Source organism: Rhodococcus sp. RS1C4 (assembly GCF_002258225.1).
In the GTDB taxonomy this organism is placed as follows: Bacteria; Actinomycetota; Actinomycetes; order Mycobacteriales; family Mycobacteriaceae; genus Rhodococcoides; species Rhodococcoides fascians_E.
This window is the reverse complement of record NZ_NOXZ01000040.1, coordinates 1-18,582: the sequence shown is the minus strand read 5'-3', so window position 1 is coordinate 18,582 and position 18,582 is coordinate 1. Positions and strand designations below refer to the sequence as shown.

17 protein-coding genes are annotated in these 18,582 nt (G+C 64.8%); 3 read left to right on the top strand and 14 right to left on the bottom strand.

What is annotated here, in order from left to right:
* Positions 1 to 295: 295 nt before the first annotated feature.
* The gene (tyrS, locus tag CH289_RS21615) at positions 296 to 1,570 is read right to left on the bottom strand and encodes a tyrosine--tRNA ligase (protein WP_020112059.1); all 1,275 of its coding nucleotides are present in this window, start codon (positions 1,568 to 1,570) and stop codon (positions 296 to 298) included.
* A gap of 57 nt (positions 1,571 to 1,627) precedes the next feature.
* On the bottom strand, positions 1,628 to 2,317 hold the full coding sequence (locus CH289_RS21610) for a DNA-3-methyladenine glycosylase (protein WP_019665791.1): 690 nt from the start codon (positions 2,315 to 2,317) through the stop codon (positions 1,628 to 1,630).
* Between the two features lie 13 nt (positions 2,318 to 2,330).
* On the opposite strand from CH289_RS21610, the gene CH289_RS21605 reads away from it, so the two are divergent.
* From CH289_RS21605 to CH289_RS21595, 3 genes are read left to right on the top strand one after another with little or no spacing between them, the layout of a single operon-like run.
* Positions 2,331 to 3,077, top strand: coding sequence for an ABC transporter ATP-binding protein (locus CH289_RS21605; RefSeq protein ID WP_019665792.1), 747 nt, complete (start codon positions 2,331 to 2,333; stop codon positions 3,075 to 3,077).
* Entirely contained in the window at positions 3,074 to 3,829 is a 756-nt protein-coding gene (locus CH289_RS21600; RefSeq protein ID WP_019665793.1) for an ABC transporter permease, read from the top strand. The genes CH289_RS21605 and CH289_RS21600 overlap by 4 nt, the downstream gene beginning before the upstream one ends.
* The gene (locus tag CH289_RS21595; RefSeq protein WP_027498867.1) at positions 3,826 to 4,434 is read left to right on the top strand and encodes a TetR/AcrR family transcriptional regulator; all 609 of its coding nucleotides are present in this window, start codon (positions 3,826 to 3,828) and stop codon (positions 4,432 to 4,434) included. The genes CH289_RS21600 and CH289_RS21595 overlap by 4 nt, the downstream gene beginning before the upstream one ends.
* Before the next feature lie 3 nt (positions 4,435 to 4,437).
* On the opposite strand, the gene CH289_RS21590 is transcribed toward CH289_RS21595, so the two are convergent.
* The 12 genes from CH289_RS21590 to CH289_RS21535 form a co-directional block, all read right to left on the bottom strand.
* Positions 4,438 to 4,644, bottom strand: a complete 207-nt coding sequence (locus CH289_RS21590) for a Trm112 family protein (protein WP_026347891.1) — start codon at positions 4,642 to 4,644, stop codon at positions 4,438 to 4,440.
* Positions 4,645 to 4,718: 74 nt separating this feature from the next.
* Positions 4,719 to 7,739: an AMP-binding protein gene (locus CH289_RS21585; RefSeq protein ID WP_020112056.1), complete on the bottom strand. Its 3,021-nt coding sequence runs from the start codon at positions 7,737 to 7,739 to the stop codon at positions 4,719 to 4,721.
* Positions 7,740 to 7,852: 113 nt separating this feature from the next.
* Entirely contained in the window at positions 7,853 to 9,292 is a 1,440-nt protein-coding gene (gene argH / locus CH289_RS21580) for an argininosuccinate lyase (protein WP_027498866.1), read from the bottom strand.
* Positions 9,293 to 9,317: 25 nt separating this feature from the next.
* On the bottom strand, positions 9,318 to 9,833 hold the full coding sequence (locus CH289_RS21575) for an arginine repressor (protein WP_019665798.1): 516 nt from the start codon (positions 9,831 to 9,833) through the stop codon (positions 9,318 to 9,320).
* Positions 9,830 to 10,765: an ornithine carbamoyltransferase gene (gene argF / locus CH289_RS21570; protein WP_019665799.1), complete on the bottom strand. Its 936-nt coding sequence runs from the start codon at positions 10,763 to 10,765 to the stop codon at positions 9,830 to 9,832. The genes CH289_RS21575 and argF overlap by 4 nt, the downstream gene beginning before the upstream one ends.
* A gap of 1 nt (position 10,766) precedes the next feature.
* The gene (locus CH289_RS21565; RefSeq protein ID WP_020112054.1) at positions 10,767 to 11,966 is read right to left on the bottom strand and encodes an acetylornithine transaminase; all 1,200 of its coding nucleotides are present in this window, start codon (positions 11,964 to 11,966) and stop codon (positions 10,767 to 10,769) included.
* Complete coding sequence (gene argB / locus CH289_RS21560; protein ID WP_020112053.1) at positions 11,963 to 12,865, bottom strand: acetylglutamate kinase; 903 nt, start codon at positions 12,863 to 12,865, stop codon at positions 11,963 to 11,965. Before argB ends, CH289_RS21565 begins: the two co-directional genes overlap by 4 nt.
* A complete protein-coding gene (argJ, locus tag CH289_RS21555) occupies positions 12,862 to 14,088 on the bottom strand; it encodes a bifunctional glutamate N-acetyltransferase/amino-acid acetyltransferase ArgJ (RefSeq protein WP_020112052.1) in 1,227 nt (408 codons plus the stop codon). The genes argB and argJ overlap by 4 nt, the downstream gene beginning before the upstream one ends.
* Complete coding sequence (gene argC, locus CH289_RS21550; protein WP_020112051.1) at positions 14,085 to 15,140, bottom strand: N-acetyl-gamma-glutamyl-phosphate reductase; 1,056 nt, start codon at positions 15,138 to 15,140, stop codon at positions 14,085 to 14,087. Before argC ends, argJ begins: the two co-directional genes overlap by 4 nt.
* A 43-nt stretch (positions 15,141 to 15,183) precedes the next feature.
* Positions 15,184 to 15,780 carry a hypothetical protein gene (locus CH289_RS21545; protein ID WP_020112050.1) on the bottom strand — a complete coding sequence of 199 codons (597 nt, stop codon included), beginning with the start codon at positions 15,778 to 15,780 and terminating at the stop codon, positions 15,184 to 15,186.
* 57 nt (positions 15,781 to 15,837) lie between these two features.
* Positions 15,838 to 18,324, bottom strand: coding sequence for a phenylalanine--tRNA ligase subunit beta (pheT, locus tag CH289_RS21540; RefSeq protein WP_020112049.1), 2,487 nt, complete (start codon positions 18,322 to 18,324; stop codon positions 15,838 to 15,840).
* Between the two features lie 52 nt (positions 18,325 to 18,376).
* Positions 18,377 to 18,582: tRNA ligase subunit PheS family protein (locus CH289_RS21535; protein WP_462052411.1), on the bottom strand; the 206-nt coding region annotated here is incomplete at its 5' end.

Genomic DNA, 18,582 nt, shown 5'->3' with positions numbered 1-18,582 from the left:
GGGCAACTGTTCCAGCCTATCCCAGCTTGGTCTCGGATGCAAGCTCCGACTCTTGGGGGACAAACCAATCAAAAGCTACCGTACAACCTCGTTGTCTCCGGCCTCTCGGCTGGAGTCGGTGTCCGTGTCGCTCTGACTCGACAAAAGTTACGGCACGGGAAACTGCGCGTCAAATCCCCAGGTCGCCGAGAATCCGAACGACAAACGCCGAGGTGGTGACGCGTAAAGAGTGTTATCTACCCACCACACGCTCGAATCACACCTGTGTGACTCGCACCACCTCGGCGCCGTAGTGCTAGGAGGCTACGCGCACACCTGCGAAGTTCCGCTTTCCCCGACGTACGACCAACCAACGGCCGTGCAGCAGATCGTCGGGTGACGGCGTCCACTCCTCGTCGGCGATTTTCTGGTTGTTGACCGAGGCACCGCCCTCCTTCACTGCGCGACGTGCTGCGCCCTTGCTCTCGGAGAGACCGGTTGCGACAAGCAAGTCGACGATCGTCGACGGTTCCCCCGGCGCGAGGTCGGCTACCGGTGTCTCACCGAGCGCGGCTGCCAACGTCGACTCGTCGAGATCGGCAAGTTCGGCGCGGCCGAACAGTGCTTGGCTGGCCAGCTCGACTGCACGTGTGTTGGCCTCTCCGTGCACCAATGTCGTCATCTCGGCTGCCAGACGCTTCTGAGCCTCCCGCGCATGCGGACGTTCACGCGTCGCTTCGTCGAGATGGTCGAGTTCGGCCTGATCGAGGAAAGTGAACCAACGGAGGTACTTGACGACATCGGCATCGCCGGTGTTCACGAAGTACTGGTACCAGGCGTACGGGCTGGTCATTTCCGGGTCGAGCCACAGGCTTCCGCCACCGGTCGACTTTCCGAACTTCTTTCCGTCCGCCGACGTGACCAGGGGCACCGTCAGTGCGTGGACCGACTCACCGTCCTTGCGTCGGTTGAGCTCGACGCCGGCGATGATGTTGCCCCACTGATCCGAACCGCCGATCTGGAGCGTGCACCCGTGCGTGCGACGAAGTTGGACGTAGTCGTTCGCCTGAAGAAGCATGTAGCTGAACTCGGTGTAGGACATTCCGTCGGCCTCGAGACGCGTTTTCACCGTGTCCCGCGCAAGCATCACGTTCACCGAGAAATGCTTGCCGACGTCACGAAGGAAATCGATCGCCGACAGCGGACCGGTCCAGTTCAAGTTGTTCTCGACGATCGCACCCGTAGCTCCGTCGTCGAACTCGACGAATCGCTCGAGCTGGCCGCGGATACGGTCGGCCCAGTCCCGGACGGTGTCGGTCGAGTTCATGACCCGCTCCCCCACGTCGCGAGGGTCGCCGATCAGTCCGGTGGCACCGCCTGCCAGGACAATCGGCCGGTGACCTGCACGTTGAAAACGCTTGAGCGCCAACAGCGGAACGAGGTGCCCTGCGTGAAGGCTGGGACCGGTCGGGTCGAAGCCCGCATAAAGAGTGATCGGCCCGTCGGACGTCGCCTTCTTCAGTTCGTCCACGTCGGTGGACTGCGCGATCAATCCGCGCCAGGTCAATTCGTCGATGATGTTCTCGCTCACGCCTCCGATCTTTCCGCATCCGACGTCGAACAGGAACCTCGCCCTCGTCGGGCTCCGTCAGGACGCCGGGGCCCGCGGGCTCCGGCGATACGCCGACACCGCGTCGGAGCGCGGGATCCAGAACCTCCACGGTCTGTCGGCAGCCTTGCTGACTCCCACCCTCGGGCCTTCGGCCACGTCGGTCGGACGACCGGCCCGCCCAGCGGCGAGAACGATCCGCGACGATCCGTCGAACAGGTCCATTCCGTTGTCCGAGAGCTGGGCGCCGATGGCCTGCCCCAAGTTACCCGGCCCACTGACCAGCTTCCTGGAAGCAACTCGGTCGCCTCTCCGGCGCCGTACTGCTTCCTCACCATCCACCAGCTCGGCGGCTCGCAGCAACACTGCGGCGGCTTCACCGTCGGGACCGCAGGTGACGTTCATGCACAGGTGCATGCCGTAGCTCGAATAGACGTACAACCGTCCCGCCGAACCGAACATCACGCGGTTACGCGGAGTCGGGCCGCGATAGGAGTGAGCAGCGGGATCCGGCCAGGGTCCCCCTTCGGGTCCGCCGTACGCCTCGACTTCGACGACTCGCACGCGCACGTTCTCCACTCGAAGTTCGACGCCGAGCAGGTTCCGCGCGGCCTCGACGGGATGGCAGTTCAGATCCTCTGCGTTCACACAGCTGATCTTTCCCTGGCGCTTGGAGCCCTTGACGTCGACCACTCGGAAGGTCTTGAATTCATCACACAGTGATTTCATCAGCCGATGAATTATGGAGGACACCATGACGATCGCACCCGATCCGGCGGTCATCGTCGAGAACCTCGTCGTCCGGCGGGGCAAACGCACAGTTCTCGACGCGGTGACCATGTCCATCCCCGCCGGCCACATCACCGGCCTGCTCGGCCCGTCCGGATGCGGCAAGACAACACTCATGAGAGCGATCGTCGGTACCCAGGTGGTCGAGTCGGGAACGGTCACCGTGCTGGGTAAACCGGCAGGCTCGAGAGCACTGCGCCGCAAAGTCGGCTACGTGACCCAGGCCCCGAGTGTCTACCGCGACCTCTCGGTCCGCGACAACGTGGCCTACTTCGCCGCGCTGTACGGACGCGATTCCCGTTCGGTCTCGTCTGCGATCGATTCCGTGGGTCTGGGTGAGCATGCGTCGTCGCCGGCGGGAAATCTGTCCGGTGGGCAACTCGGCCGCGTGTCCTTGGCCAGCGCGCTCGTCGCCGAGCCCGAACTACTCGTGTTGGACGAACCCACCGTCGGGCTCGATCCCGTGCTGCGAGCCGAACTGTGGTCACGATTCGAGGACATCGTCCACTCCGGCGCGACGCTGCTGGTATCCAGCCACGTCATGGAAGAAGCCGAGCACTGCTCCGAGCTGGTCCTGATGCGCGACGGTTCGGTACTTGCACAACTCGCGCCCCGGGAGCTGTTGCACCGCACGGGCGAATCGAGCCTCGAACACGCGTTCCTGACCCTCATTCGCACCACGGAAAGCGGTGTCCGATGAACCTGCACATCTACGCAGCCGGGACCACCCGGATTCTGCGTCAGCTCCGAGCCGATCACCGAACCGTCGCGATGATCCTTCTCGTCCCGTCCCTGCTCATGGTTCTGCTGTACTTCCTCTACCAGGATTTTCCCACGGCACCGGGCGCTCCCCCGCTGTTCGATCGCGTCGCCGTCAGCATGCTCGGAATACTGCCGTTCGTGGTGATGTTTCTGATCACCTCGATCGCCATGCAGCGCGAACGCAGCTCCGGGACACTGGAACGACTGCTCACGACACCGATGTCCAAGCTGGATCTGCTGGCCGGATACGCCTCGGCTTTCTCGTTGGCTGCGATACTTCAGTCGCTTCTGGCCTGTGCTGTCGTGTTCGGGGCGCTCGGACTCTCCACCGAAGGGTCGCCTGCCTGGGTGCTCCTGATCGCGGTGCTCGGCGCCGTTCTCGGTGTCGCGATCGGACTGCTGTGCAGCGCGTTCGCTCGCACCGAATTCCAGGCCGTGCAGTTCATGCCTGTCGTGGTCGTGCCGCAACTTTTCCTGTGCGGACTACTCGTCCCCCGAAATCAGATGCCGGACTGGCTGCACGCCGTCAGCAACGTCATGCCGCTCAGTTACGCAGTCGACGCGCTGAGCCAGATCTCTACCGCCCCGAGCGTCACCGGGCGATTCTTCACCGATGTCGCCGTCGTTCTGGCCTTCACGGTCGCCGCGTTGTGCGCTGCAGCAGCAACTCTGCGGCGGCGGACACCATGACCGGCAGAGCACGGACGGGACGACGACCGGGCCGACCGGACACGCGCGACGAGATACTGAGAGTCGCTCGAACACGTTTCGCCGCTACAGGTTTCGACAAGACTTCGATCCGATCGATCGCCGCGGACGCCGGCGTCGACTCCGCCCTCGTGCACCACTACTTCGGGACCAAGCGAGACCTCTTCGTAGCGTCGATCGCCCTGCCGACCGATCCGACGGTAGTACTTCGTCCAGTCCTGGCCGCCGACACCGATCGGCTCGGTGAGGCGCTACTCACTGCGATTCTTGCCGTCTGGGACTCCGAGAACGGCCAGGCCGTCGTCGCCACGTTTCGTTCACTGATCGCAGGCGCCGACGTAGGCCTGATCAAGACCTTTCTGATGCACGTCGTGCTCGACGACATCGCACACAGAGTCGACGAACCCGTCGGGTCCGGCCCTCTGCGAGTCGCGCTCGTTGCCTCCCAGATGTCCGGTCTACTGCTCACCCGCCACATCCTGAGCATCGAACCGCTCGCCTCGATGCCCGCGCACCGCGTGGTGGCGCTGACAGCACCGACGTTGCAGCACTATCTCGCCGGTGAACTGCCCGACTTCGTCCCCTGACGATCAGGATCGAGCGCGAGCCAGAATCGACTCGTGCTCGGCGTCGTCCACATCCCTCGCGTCGTCGACGAGCAGGACCGGGATACCGTTCTCGATCGGATATGCCCGACGCAGCCGCGGGTTGTAGAGCAGCTCGTCCTCCACCAGCAACAGCGGGCCCTTGTCGACAGGGCACGCGAGGATGCTCAGCAGTGTCTGATCGATTGCCACCGATTTCTCACTTTCGTCTGTCACCGCTTCGCACGGGGATCGTCCGAAACCTTACCCACCGCACGTAGCAGAGCTCAGTCCGTTCCGACGTCGGCCACACTGTCGGTGCCGAAGCGTTGCGCGGCAATCGCTTTGGTCAACCGCTTGTAGGTACTGGATTCCTCGTCGTAATACCAGGTCCGAGCACTCGGCGTTGGGATACGAGACTTTCGTAGTTCGGTTTCCCGTGGCCGATACGCCCGCCCCAGCGGAATCGCATCGACGAGATGAACGATGTCCGGACGCTGGCTCGGCAGCAGCACGCCCATGGCGTCGGTGATCGCCTTACCCGGCACCGTGCTGTCCTTCCGCACCGAGATGCCGCAGATCGCGACCTCGTCGGCATGGTCGAGTCGCCGGGACGAATCGGCACTGCCACCGATGTCCACTCCGTACACGACGACGGATCGAACCTGCGGAATCTCCCCGAACGCATCGATGATGGGTTGGGTGAACACCGGCCCGCGAGGTGTCTTCACGACGGTGTCCTTGCGGTCCACCAGCCAGAAATCTCCGTCGGAATCCCGTCGAAACAGGTTCTCGGTGGGAATCCACGAATCACCGGGCTCGAACACGCCCCGCATCAAAGGACTTGTGACCTCGCCCTCGTTGCTCGGACGCCCGAGGAGCAAACCGACCTCGCCGTCCTTGCACAGCCGAACGAAACCGTTGTCGTCCTCCTCCAACCTCCCTGTGATGGGGTCGTAGGCAGCCAGAGCCACCCGTGCACTTCCTGGCAACGGGCGGCCCTTCGATCCGATCTTCGAACCACCCACGTTGGCCAGGATGATGTCGTTCTCGGTGGAGGCATAGAACTCGAGAACACGAGCGGGCGAGAACCGCTCCATCGTTCGTTTCCACAGCCCGACAGGCATTCCCGATCCGATGAACAAACGGACCGCATGCCGGAGGTCGACATCGAGATGATCGTCGTCGAGGATGCTCTGCATCATCGCCCAGGTGTAGCTGATGACGGTCACGCCATAGCGAGAAACCTCACCGGAGAACCGAACCGGGTCGAGACCCCGCGACAGGGCAATACGCGACCCGCCGGCGAGCGCACCACCGACACTCACCAACAATCCCGCCGAATGATGAAGAGGAGCAAGGCAGTACACCGTGTCTCCGGAACTCAGCCCGGCCGCGGTGGCGGTTCCGTACGCCGACAGCGCCCATCTGTGGTTGGTGATGTAGCGAGGCTCGAGGCCCCGATCCGTTGCCGTGAACAGCACCATCGCAAGTTCCCTCGCGCGGCCCGGATTGGGCTCGAACCACGCAGGCAACCGCACCGAATCCGGATCGACGGCTTCGAGGTCGGTGACGTCCGCCCCGGTCGGTACGTCCAGCTGACGAGCGTCACCGCCACCCAGAACGAGAACGTTGGCGGCGACGGTCGTCGCAGACTTCAAGTTCTCCGGGTCGGTGACGACGGTGTCGACGTCCACCGCCCTCAGGGCGCTCTCGAGGTTGCCGCCCGGAGGAAGCAGAACTGCTACTGCGCCGATTCTGGACAACGCGGCCACGGCCGCCAGCGCGCTAGGACGGGTCTCCATGAGCACACCGATGCGCGCCGACGGCCGGATGCCGGAGACTACAAGGCCCTTCACGACGTTGTCGATGCGGACGTTGACGGCCTCGTACGTGTGGACTCGATCGTCGAACAGGAAGCACTCACCCGACGGCGACCGACGTCCCTGATCAGCGATGAGCCTGCCCAACGACACCGTCGAATGCGCCTGCATCTGACCGAGACGCGCCAGTCGTGGCAAAGTGCGCACAGCCTCCGACGACATCTCGCGGGTACCTCTCACCGCTCCCGTCGCCGCTGCCGCGAGCCCGCGGCCTACTCCGACACCCACCTCCGCGATGGACGCGGCCGTATGAATGATTCGATTGCTGACCGACACACCGCTTTCGGAATCGGGATGTTCGTCGTACGCCATCTCGTGCACGCCGGATGGCTGCTCCCCCAGCCCTTCCCGCCACCGTATCCACTCGCCCGTTGTCGGCCACGTCTGCGCCGCGGCGGTGGTGCCGACCACCAACCCGAAGTGACCGGCACGCAAAGTGCTTTCGAAGATCTCCGCACGTGGCGCCGCACGCTTGATGCCGCGCACCGCCAACGGCTGGCCGATGTCGTCGACCTCGCCTACGAACGCGAGAACCGGAACCGACAACTCGGACAGCGTCAGCAACCGATCCTTGATGACGAATCCACCCGTCATCATGCGGTTGTGCACCACGAACTGCTTCAACAACTCGGCCACAGCCGGGCCGGACCACGCAACCCAGCCGTCCATCGCCAGAAAACGCCTCTGCGGCTCGCGAGGCAACAACGCATCACGGTCGTGCAGCTGCCGGAGGAAGTCGAGTCGAGACCGCACCGTCTTCGCCGGATCCAACAATTGGAACCCGGTCCGTGCCATCCACCCGGAGACGTCCATCCGAGTGAACACGTGATCCGCCAGAAACTCGGCACCCTTGGTCGCCACACCGGCCGGAATACCCAGCGGCAACGCCGCCAACGTGTCCACCGGCGCCCCGAACGTGATGATACTCGCCAGATTTCGGCCACTCCGATACGCCGCAGCCTGGTAACAGAACATCCCGCCTTGCGAGTACCCGCCGAGGTGGACGTCGCGGCCGGTGATCGTGTGGACCTTGTCCACCACCTCGCTGATCGCGACAACATGATCCGCCAGAGTCCGGCTCCACCCGCCTTCCTCCGTGTCGGGCGAACCGAAGTCCACCACCCACGGATCGAGGCCCATGTCGTGAAGAATGCCGGCAGCGCCGTTCTCGGTCGTCACGTCGTACACATCGGCCGACACCATCATCGGCGGCACCAGCACGACCGGAGGCTTCGAACCCTCGTCGGCGTCGTCGGCGAAATACCGACGGAGCCGGTACATCGGCTCACGATCGACGACCTTGAACGGCGACGGATCGACCTCGGTCTCCAGACCGCCGAGACGGATCACTTCGAGGCCGTTCTGTGCAGTCGCCACCGCACGCCGCAACGGCCCGCGGATCGCGTCTGCGTTCAGTCCCACCACAACACACTCCTGCGTTCGACGCTTGTCCCCGCTCGAACCGGCCACTCACCGACCCGTCAGAAGCTTCTCATACCGAACCCCTTCGAATCCGGCGCGCCTGATTTATTTCTCTGTCAGCGAGCAGGAATTCCGTCGGCGAGCCACGCGCGAGCCTTCTCCGCAGTCGACCGCACACCACCGAGCTGGCTCGCCACCTGCACAGCAGCCGTGCCGCCCCGAGAATCTCGCGACGAAATGGAACCCTCGACGGTCAGGACCTCGCGAACCGCCGGCGTCAACGACGGATCGATCGACGACAACTCCTCGTCCGTCAACTCCTCCAACCCGACGCCGCGCCCCTCCGCAACACGAACGCACGCCCCGGCCGCCTCGTGCGCCACCCGGAACGGAACACCCTGCCTCACCATCCACTCGGCGATATCCGTCGCCAACGTGAAGCCTGCGGGCGCGAGCTCGGCCAACCGATCCACATGGAACTCCAGCGTCCCGACCAATCCGGCGAGAGCGGGCAGCAACAGCTCGAGCTGCGCCACCGAATCGAAGACCGGCTCCTTGTCCTCCTGCAGATCCCGGTTGTAAGCCAACGGCTGTGCCTTCAGAGTCGCCAACAGGCCGGTGAGATTACCGATGAGCCGACCCGTCTTTCCGCGCGTCAATTCCGCGACGTCGGGGTTCTTCTTCTGCGGCATGATCGAGCTGCCCGTCGACCACGCGTCGGCGAGCGTCACGTAGCCGTACTCCGGGGTACTCCACGACACGATTTCCTCCGCGAGACGCGACAGATCGACCGCGGTCATCGCGAGCACGAACGACGCTTCCGCCGCGAAGTCACGTGACGAGGTCGCGTCTATCGAATTCTCGGCCGACGAATCGAAACCCAACTCGGCTGCGATCTTCTCCGGGCTCAGACCAAGCGACGAGCCCGCCAAGGCCCCCGAACCGTACGGCGACACCGCGGCTCGGCGATCGAAATCCTGGAACCTCTGGACGTCACGCAACAGAGGATGGGTGTGCGCCAGGAGATGGTGGGCCAGCAGCACCGGTTGCGCGGCCTGCGAATGCGTCTTGCCCGGCATGACCGCAGCCGGGTGCGCAGCAGCCTGCGTGGCCAACGCGTCGACGACGTCGAGGACCCCTGCCGAGACCCGCCGGACAGCGTCGCGCAGCCACATCCTGAACAGAGTCGCCACCTGGTCGTTGCGCGAGCGTCCGGCCCGAAGCCTCCCTCCGACCTCGGGACCGACCCTGTCGATCAATCCCCGCTCGAGCGCTCCGTGGACATCTTCGTCGGACTCCGCGGCAGCGAACTCACCGGAAGCGACGTCCTCGGCCAACCGAGACAAACCGTCGAGCATCGTCTCGAGGTCCGCCGCCGTCAACAATCCCGCACCGTTCAACACGCGTGCATGTGCCATCGACGCCCGAATGTCGTACGGGGCCAACACCCAGTCGAAGTGCGTCGACTTGCTCAGTGCCGCCATCGCCTCGGCCGGACCGGACGCAAACCGTCCGCCCCACAGCGATCCTTCGTTGGTTCCGTGCTGTTCGCTCACAGTTCTGCTTTCCACATCGTTCGGATCATTCGGCACGTCGGGCCAATTTCTCGATCTTGTCCGCAAGTTCGCTGCCGGTGATCGGTTCTCGCGCGATCACGAAGATCGTGTCGTCTCCGGCGACGGTCCCGACGATCTCTCGCAGCGACGCCCGGTCGAGCGCGCTCGCCAGGTATCCCGCAGCCCCGGGTGGGGTCCGCAGTACGGCCTGATTGCCGCTCGAATCGGTCGACACGAGCAGCTCACCGAGCAGCCGGGTCAACCTGTCGGTCCCCCCTGAAACCCCGCGCACCGGATTACCGTCCTCGGGCACCACGTACACCCCGACGCCACCGTCGGCCGCACGCAGCTTGACGGCACCCAACTCGTCGAGATCCCTCGACAGCGTCGCCTGGGTGACATCGATGCCCTCCGACGCCAACAGCGTCGCCAGTTCCGGCTGACTGCGGACCTGGTGGTTCGACAGCAGCGCAACGATCCGCGCCTGCCTCCCCGCCCGAGTCGAAGCAGTCAACGGAACCGACGACACGTCCTCGCTCACGGTCGTCGTGCCTGCTCGAGCAACCAGACCAGCAGCGCCTTCTGTGCGTGCAGACGGTTCTCGGCCTCGTCCCACACCACGCTCTGCGGGCCGTCGAGCACCTCGTCGGTGATCTCCTCGCCGCGATGCGCGGGAAGACAGTGCAGCACAACGGCATCGGACTTGGCTTTGGACAGCAGCTCGGCGTCGATCCGGTACGGCCTGAACGGGGCGACGCGGTCGAGACCGTCGTTCTCCTGACCCATCGACGTCCACGTGTCGGTGACGAGGGCGTCGGCCCCCTCCGCGGCTTCGTACGGGTCCTCGGTGAGCGTGATACGTGCGCCGGTGATCTCGGCGCGCGCACGAGACGCCTCGACCACGGCGGGCAGCGGCGCGAATTCACGAGGCGCAGCGATGGTCACGTCGATACCCGCGGTGACACCACCCAGCAACAGCGAATGCGCCATGTTGTTGGCACCGTCACCGAAATACGCGAGTTCGAGTCCCTTCAACTCGCCCTTCCGCTCGGCCAGAGTCTGCAGATCGGCGAGAACCTGGCACGGATGGAACTCGTTGGACAGCGCATTCACGATCGGCACCGTCGCTCCGGTGGCCATCTGCTCGAGTCGTTTCTGCCCGAACGTGCGCCAGACGACTGCCTCCACGTAACGCGACAGCACACGCCCGGTGTCCTGCAGCGTCTCCTCACGTCCGAGCTGAGTGCTCTGCCCGTCGACGACCACAGCATGACCACCGAGCTGCGCGATTCCGATCTCGAACGAGAAGCGGGTGCGGGTGGAGTTCTTCTCGAAGATGACGCCGACGCCCTGCGGTCCCTCCAACGGCCGCTTGGAGAACGGTGCGCGCTTGAGCTCTGCTGCGAGCGCCAACACCTCGGCCTGCTCCTGCGGCGAGAGATCATCATCCTTGAGAAAGTTCTTCAGTGCCATGTCAATCCGTTTCGTCGGCAGTGTCGAGAATTGTGGGCAATGCCGCGACGAACGACGCCGCCTGTTCCTCGGTGAGGACCAGTGGCGGGGCCAAGCGCAGAACGTCGGGCTGGGCGGCATTGATCAGGAAGCCTGCATCACGAGCAGCTGCTTCGGCTTTGGCTGCGACAGCCTTGGTCAGCACCACACCCAGCAGAAGACCGGATCCGCGGACGTGATCGATCAGCGGGTGGTGCAACTCCTCGATGGAATGCGTGATCACCTTTCCCAGCCTGTCGGCGTGGGACACCAGGTCGTCCTCGGCGAGAGTCCGAAGCACGGCAAGCGCGGCCGATGCGCACACCGGATTTCCACCGAAGGTCGTACCGTGCTTGCCCGGATGGAGCAGCGCGGCTGCCTCGCCGATTCCGATGCACGCACCGATCGGCAGTCCCCCGCCGAGCCCCTTCGCCAGCGTGATGACATCGGGGACGATGCCGACGGCCTGATGCGCGTAGAACCATCCGGTCCGCCCGATGCCCGTCTGCACCTCGTCGAGGATCAGCAGTGCTCCGTGCCGCGCCGTGATCTCCCGTGCGGCGAGCAGATAGCCTTCCGGCGGCACCACGACACCGCCCTCGCCCATGATCGGTTCCAGGAAGACTGCCGCAGTGTCCGAATCCACCGCGGCCTCCAGTGCGGCGACATCTCCGTACGGCACGTGCTCCACGCCGGCGGGCATCGGCTCGAACGGCACGCGCTTGTCCGGCTGACCCGTCAAGGCGAGCGCACCCATCGTTCGCCCGTGAAACGCCTTCTCCGCGGCAATGATCTTGGGCCGACCGGTCAATCGCGCAATCTTGAACGCAGCTTCGTTGGCCTCGGTACCGGAATTGCACAGGAACACTCGTCCGTGCACGCTCGCACCCAGATGGGACAGCAACTGCTCGGCGAGCGCGATACCCGGCTCGGTCGCATACAGGTTCGAGGTGTGCCCGAGCGTCGACAGCTGGGTCGTGACCGCGTCGACCACAGCGGGATGCGCATGGCCGAGAATGTTGACGGCGATGCCGGCGAGCAGGTCGAGGTACTGCTTGCCGTCGGCGTCGGTCACCACAGCGCCCTCACCGCGCACCAGAGCAACGCGCGGCACACCGTAGTTGTCCATCAAGGAATTCGACCACCGGGACTGGAGGTCGAGGGTCGTGGTGTGCTCGGTCATGAATGCTCCCCTGATAGTTCCGGCGCCGACACCATCGTGCCGATGCCCTCGCCTGTGAACAGTTCCACCAGTACCGAATGCGGAACCCTACCGTCGATGACGTGTGCAGACGGCACACCACCCTGAACCGCTCGCAGGCACGCCTCCATCTTGGGAACCATCCCGGCATCGAGCGAGGGCAGCAGAGCAGTCAGTGAATCCACGTCGATCTCCGACGTCAACGACGACCGATCCGGCCAATTCGTGTACAGCCCTTCGACATCGGTGAGCACGACGAGCTTCTCCGCGCCGATCGCCTTGGCCAGCGCAGCGGCAGCGGTGTCCGCGTTGATGTTGTGCACGACGCCCTCGGCGTCGGGAGCGATGGTCGACACCACCGGAATCCTTCCTGCCGCAATGAGATCGAGTACCGCGTCGGGATTCACCGACGTGACATCGCCGACGAGTCCGATGTCGGTCGGCGAACCGTCGACCATCACCGAACGCTTGGACGCCGTGAACAGATGCGCATCCTCACCGGAGATTCCTACGGCGTACGGCCCGTGACTGTTGATCAGACCGACGAGCTCGCGTCCGACCTGGCCGAACAGAACCATCCGAACGATATCCATCACCTCGGGCGTCGTGACGCGGAATCCACCACGGAATTCACCGGTCATGCCCAGCCTGGCCAGCATCGCGTTGATCTGAGGCCCGCCGCCGTGCACCACCACGGGATGCAATCCGACGGTTCGGAGAAAGACCATGTCCTCGGCGAATGCGCGCTTGAGTTCCTCGTCGATCATCGCGTTCCCGCCGTACTTGACGACGACGATCTTGTCGTTGAACTTCTGCAGCCACGGCAAAGCACCGGCCAGCGTATGCGCCTTCTGCGACGCGGTCAGGTCGAGTTCGGTCACGACGAGTACGCCGAGTTCTCTTCGACATACCCGTGGGAAAGGTCAGTCGTGCGAATCGTGACGACGGAGTCTCCGATTCCGAGATCGATCCGAACCTCGATGTCCTCACCGGACAGATCGACATCACGGGCACCGGGCGCTCCGACACCGTCGACGCAGACCGGACTTCCGTTGAACGACACGGTGATACGGTTCGGGTCCAGCTCGATCGGCGCGATACCGATCGCTGCGAGCACGCGGCCCCAGTTGGGATCGGATCCGAACAGAGCCGTCTTGACCAGGCTGTCCCGTGCCACCGTGCGCGCACCGACCAGAGCATCGTCCTCCGACGCAGCCCCGGAGACCGTGACCTTCACCCGCTTCGTGACGCCTTCGGCATCCGCCATCAACTGATCGGCCAGATCGTCGCACACCGCCAGTACCGCAGCGTTCAGTGCGTCCTGGCTCGGCGCGACACCACTGGCTCCCGACGAGAGCAGCAGAACTGTGTCGTTGGTGGAGGTGGCCCCGTCGACATCGAGGCGGTCGTAGGACAGTCGGGTCGCGTTCCGCAACGCAGTGTCCAACTGCTCGGCCGTTGCGACGGCATCGGTGGTGACAACACTGAGCATCGTCGCCAGGGAAGGAGCAAGCATGCCCGCGCCCTTGGCCATTCCGCCGACGTTCCATTTGTCGACGTGATGGAAGGCAGCCTGCTTGGGCACCGTATCGGTTGTCATGATCGCGTACGCGGCATCCGTTCCGCCCGAGATACCGCCCGCCAACTCGTGCACCACGTCGGTGACACCGGCAATCAACTTGTCCATCGGCAACCGATCGCCGATCAGACCCGTCGAACACACCGCGACTTCACCGGCACCGGTCTCGGTACCCCAATTGCTCAACGCCGACGCGACCTCTTCGGCCGTCCGGTGCGTGTCCTGGAATCCGCCCGCGCCGGTACAGGCATTGGCCCCACCGGAATTGAGAATCACCGCACGGAGCTTGCCCGCGGTCAGCACCTGCTGGGACCACAGCACCGGGGCAGCCTTCACCTTGTTTCGCGTGAAGACACCCGCCGCAGCCGTGTCGGGCCCTTCGTTGAACACGAGCGCGAGGTCGGACTTGCCACTGACTTTGATACCCGCCGCGATACCGGCACCCTTGAATCCGGCGGGCGCAGTGACACCCTGATTCCGGACAAGCTTGCCCTGAGGCTCCGCCGCTTCGGTAGAACTGCTCACGGTGCGACTCCTACAGTCGAAAGTCCGTCGGTCTCGGGCAGTCCGAGAGCCAGATTCATGGATTGGACCGCAGCGCCTGCCGTCCCCTTGGTCAGATTGTCGATGGCAGCGATGACGACGAGCAGCCCGGCGTCGGCGTCCACCGACACACTGAGCTGCACCGCGTTGGATCCGATCACCGCGCCCGTTTGCGGCAACCTCCCCGACGAGAGCACATGGACGAACGGCTCTGCAGCATAAGCCTTCTCGTACACCTCGACGGCCTGCGCCTCGGTCGCCGTGGTCCGCGCGGTGCACGTGGCCAGAATTCCCCGCGGCATCGGCGCCAGGACGGGCGTGAACGACACGGACACCGGCTCCGGCGACAGCGCCGACAGGTTCTGCACGATCTCGGGATTGTGCCGGTGCGCACCCGCCACGCCGTACGCCCGAACCGATCCCATCACTTCCGACCCGAGCAGATCCGCCTTGGGGGCACGGCCCGCACCCGACGAGCCGCTGACAGCCACCACGTTCACCCGCGGCTCGACGATCCCCGCCGCCACCGCAGGGGCGAGCGCAAGACTCGACACCGTCGGATAGCACCCCGGCACTGCGATCCGGGTAGCTCCGATCAGCTTCTCGCGATGGCCGGGAAGCTCGGGCAACCCGTACGGCCACGTGCCCGCGTGCGGCGACTTGTAGTACTTCTCCCAGGCCGAGGCGTCGGACAACCGGAAATCTGCGCCACAGTCGATGATCACGACGGACTTAGGAAGTTGTTGCGCGATCTCCGCGGACTTGCCGTGCGGCAAGCCCAGGAAGACGACGTCGTGTCCTTCGAGTTCCGACAGCGTGGTCTCACCGAGAACGCGGTCCGCGAGGGGAAGCAGGTGCGGGTGGAACTCGCCCAGCGAGGCGCCCGCATTGCCACCCGCGGTGAGAGATCCGATGACGATACGTCCCGACTGCACGCCCGGATGACCGAGCAACAGTCGCAGAATCTCGCCGCCTGCGTATCCACTGGCGCCCGCGACGGCAATCCGCAGAGGCGCACCATTCCGATCGTTCATACGATGATTATGCATCACCGTGCAAGCTCATTCAGGAGCGGGGTCACCCGTCCTTCATGGACCGCCGGATCTCGTCCAGCTTCTTCCGACCCGCAGCCTCACGCTCGTTCCACTGCTCGTCGAGCGTGCGACCCGCAGGCGTCCCGTGATCCAACTCCTCGCGACCCAACGCCGTCGTCGAACGACTCTCGACCTTGTCTCGAACACTGTCCCATGTCGGGACACCCTGATCGGTGAAACCCGTCGGCGAATCGTGGTTGGAGAAACCAGAACTCACGCCCCCGCCGATGGCGCCGTCGATAGCGCTGTCGTCCACCAGCTCGGCGTCGATGACGCCCGGCCGAGGAATCTCCGTCGGAGTCCCGCCCAGCGGAGAATCTCCGGGACCGGTCGGGTCGTACCGCGGGCTCGATTCCTGTGGATCCCCCAACGGCTGGTCGATGTGAGGCTTCGTCGTGTGCGGGACATCCACGTCGGGAATGTCACCGGGCGGAACCGTCGACGGGTCCGTGTTCGCTGTATCCAGTTCCGCCAGCAGCGCCGACGCCGCCGCGTGGACGGGTCCAAGTGCCGGGCGCCCGCCCACCGCGGCGAGCACCTCGCGCAGTACCGCTACGTCGGTTCGATCGTCCGTGGTCATACTTCCTCCTGAGCAGTAGGAAAGTCGTACGACACCAGGCTACGGACTCGACACCGCTCAGCCTCGCAGTTCGGCCCCGACTGCATTCTTCGCAGCGGCGACGGCAGCGTCGCGCGCCTCGGTGGCCTGCGCTTCGGTCAACGTTCCGTCGCTACCGCGGAACACCAACGCAAATGCCAAGGACTTCCGGTCCGCACCGACCTGCTCACCTTCGAACACGTCGAACAGTCTGATGCTCTCGAGAAGGTCACCCGCACCTGCGCGCAGCGCAGCTTCGACATCGGCCGACGGGACCGATCGCTCGACGACCACGGCGACATCCTGAAGAACCGCAGGGAACGGCGACACGATCGGAGCCGGAAGAGACTCGACGATCGGGAGAGCATCGAGATTCAACTCGACAGCACACGTGCGCGCCGGCAGGTCCGCTCGTTCGAGCACCGCTGGATGCAACTCACCCGCATGCCCCACCACAACGCCGTCGACCAGTAGTTCAGCACAGCGACCGGGATGCCACGGAAGGTGCTGCGCCGCACGGAACTCCAACTGCACACCGGCGGCCGCCGCGACCGTCCGAGCCGCCGCGAACGCGTCGGACGCATCGGCTGCGCGCCCCGGTCCCCACGGACCCGAAGGATCGCGCTGGCCGGTCAGCACAGCACCGACGAACACAGGCTGGTCCGGAAGCGACCCGCGCAAGTGAGCGATCTCCTCGTCGCTCGGACGCGCGTGCACCGCTAGCGCATCGACCGGAACCGTGTGATCACCGGGGCGAACGACCTGAGCGATGCCGAACAACGCCAGATCCCGCTGCCCACGGTTGACGTTGCGCGCCAATATCTCCAACAAGCCGGGCAACACCGTCGTCGCGAGCTCGGGACGGTCCGCTTCCAGCGGGTTCAGAACCGAGGTGGTCCGGCGACGAACATCGTCGGCGGGCAGTCCCCACGTGTCGAACACCCCGGTCGGCAGGAAGACCGTCGGCAGCACCTCGACGAAGCCGGCGAACGCGAGCGACTTGCCGACAGCGCGTTTGCGCTTCTGAGTGGCCGTCAGACCGCGCCCGGCCGGAGCCGTCGGGAGCACCGACGGGATCTGCTCCAGCCCCTCCAGACGCAGGACCTCCTCGACGAGATCGGCAGGTTGCTGCAGGTCCGGACGCCACGTCGGCGGAGTCACGACCAGCTCGCCGTGGCCCGACGCGCTGACACCGACCTCGACATCGCACCCGATCTGGGTCAGACGTCGAGCGGCCGTGCCGTTCGGGTACGCGACCCCAGCGACACGATCAGGTAGATCGAGATCCATACGAACGGCGTCGAACGTGTGCGGCTCCCCGATATCGGTCAACACCGACTCGACGCGACCTCCGGCGATCTCGACGAGCAACTGCGCCGCACGATCCAACGCAGCCACGGGCAGCGCCGAGTCGACAGTGCGCTCGAAGCGCTTGCTCGCTTCACTGGACAGTTTGTGCCTGCGACCCGTACGGAACACCGCGAGAGGATCGAACGTCGCTGCCTCGAGAATCACGTCGACAGTATTGTCGTCGACCTCTGTGGACGCACCACCCATGACACCTGCAAGAGAAATCGCACCTGAATCGTCGGCAATCACGACGTCCTCGGCGTCGAGAGTGCGCTTCACGTCGTCGAGCGTGGTCAGCTTCTCCCCTGCCTCGGCCCGCCGGACGACGATTCCGCCGCTCAGCTTGTTCGCGTCGAACGCATGCAGCGGCTGACCCAACTCGTGCAGCACGTAGTTGGTGACGTCCACCGCAGCCGAGATCGGCCTGATGCCCGCCAGCAGCAGCCTGCGCTGCAACCACCACGGAGTCGTCGCGTTCGGATCGATGCCGCTGACCTTGCGCAGCGCGAATCGGGTCGCCCCGGAATCGGCCTCGACCGTAGTGGGCCACGTATCGGCCTCGTTGTTCTGTACCGGCCCAGCTGCTGGATCCGCGAACTCCAGATCGAAGCTGCTCGCGAGCTCCCGAGCCAGCCCTCGGACGGAGAAGGCGTATCCGCGGTCGGGTGTCACGTTCAACTCGATCACCGCGTCGTCGAGCCCCAGCACGGCCTTGGCGTCGTCACCGGGAGCTGCGGTGCCTTCCGGCAACACCAGGATTCCCGACGAGTCACGCCCCAACCCGAGTTCCGCCGTCGAACAGATCATGCCGTTGGACGTCTTGCCGTACGTCTTACGGGCCGCGATCGCGAATCCTCCGGGCAGCACACTTCCCGGCAGGGCTGCGACGATAAGGTCGCCTTCGGCGAAGTTCCGTGCACCGCAGACGATTTCCTGCAGTTCCTCGGCGCCGACGTCGACATGACAGAACCGAATCGGCTTCTTGAACTCCGTCAACTCCTCGATCGACGAGACACGACCGACCACGAGTGGACCGGTGACGTTGTCCAGCGATTCCAACTCCTCGACCTCGAAGCCGACGCGAACGAAGCCTTCGTCGAGTTCTTCGGGTGTCACCTTCCACTGCGGCGCGGTGCGCTGCAGAACCTCGGTCAGCCAGGATTGTGGAACTCGCACGTCTGCTCAGCTCTTTCTACGGATCGAAACTCGGTAAGGGCAGTTCTCGAGATCAGGCGTCGACGCCGAAGGGGATGGTGAAACGAATGTCACCCTCGACGATGTCCCGCATGTCGGGAATGTCGTTGCGGAACTGCAGCGTTCGCTCCAGACCCATACCGAAGGCGAAGCCCGAGTACACCTCCGGGTCGATACCGCTGGCCCGCAGCACCTTCGGGTTGACCATTCCGCAGCCGCCCCACTCGACCCAGAAAGGAG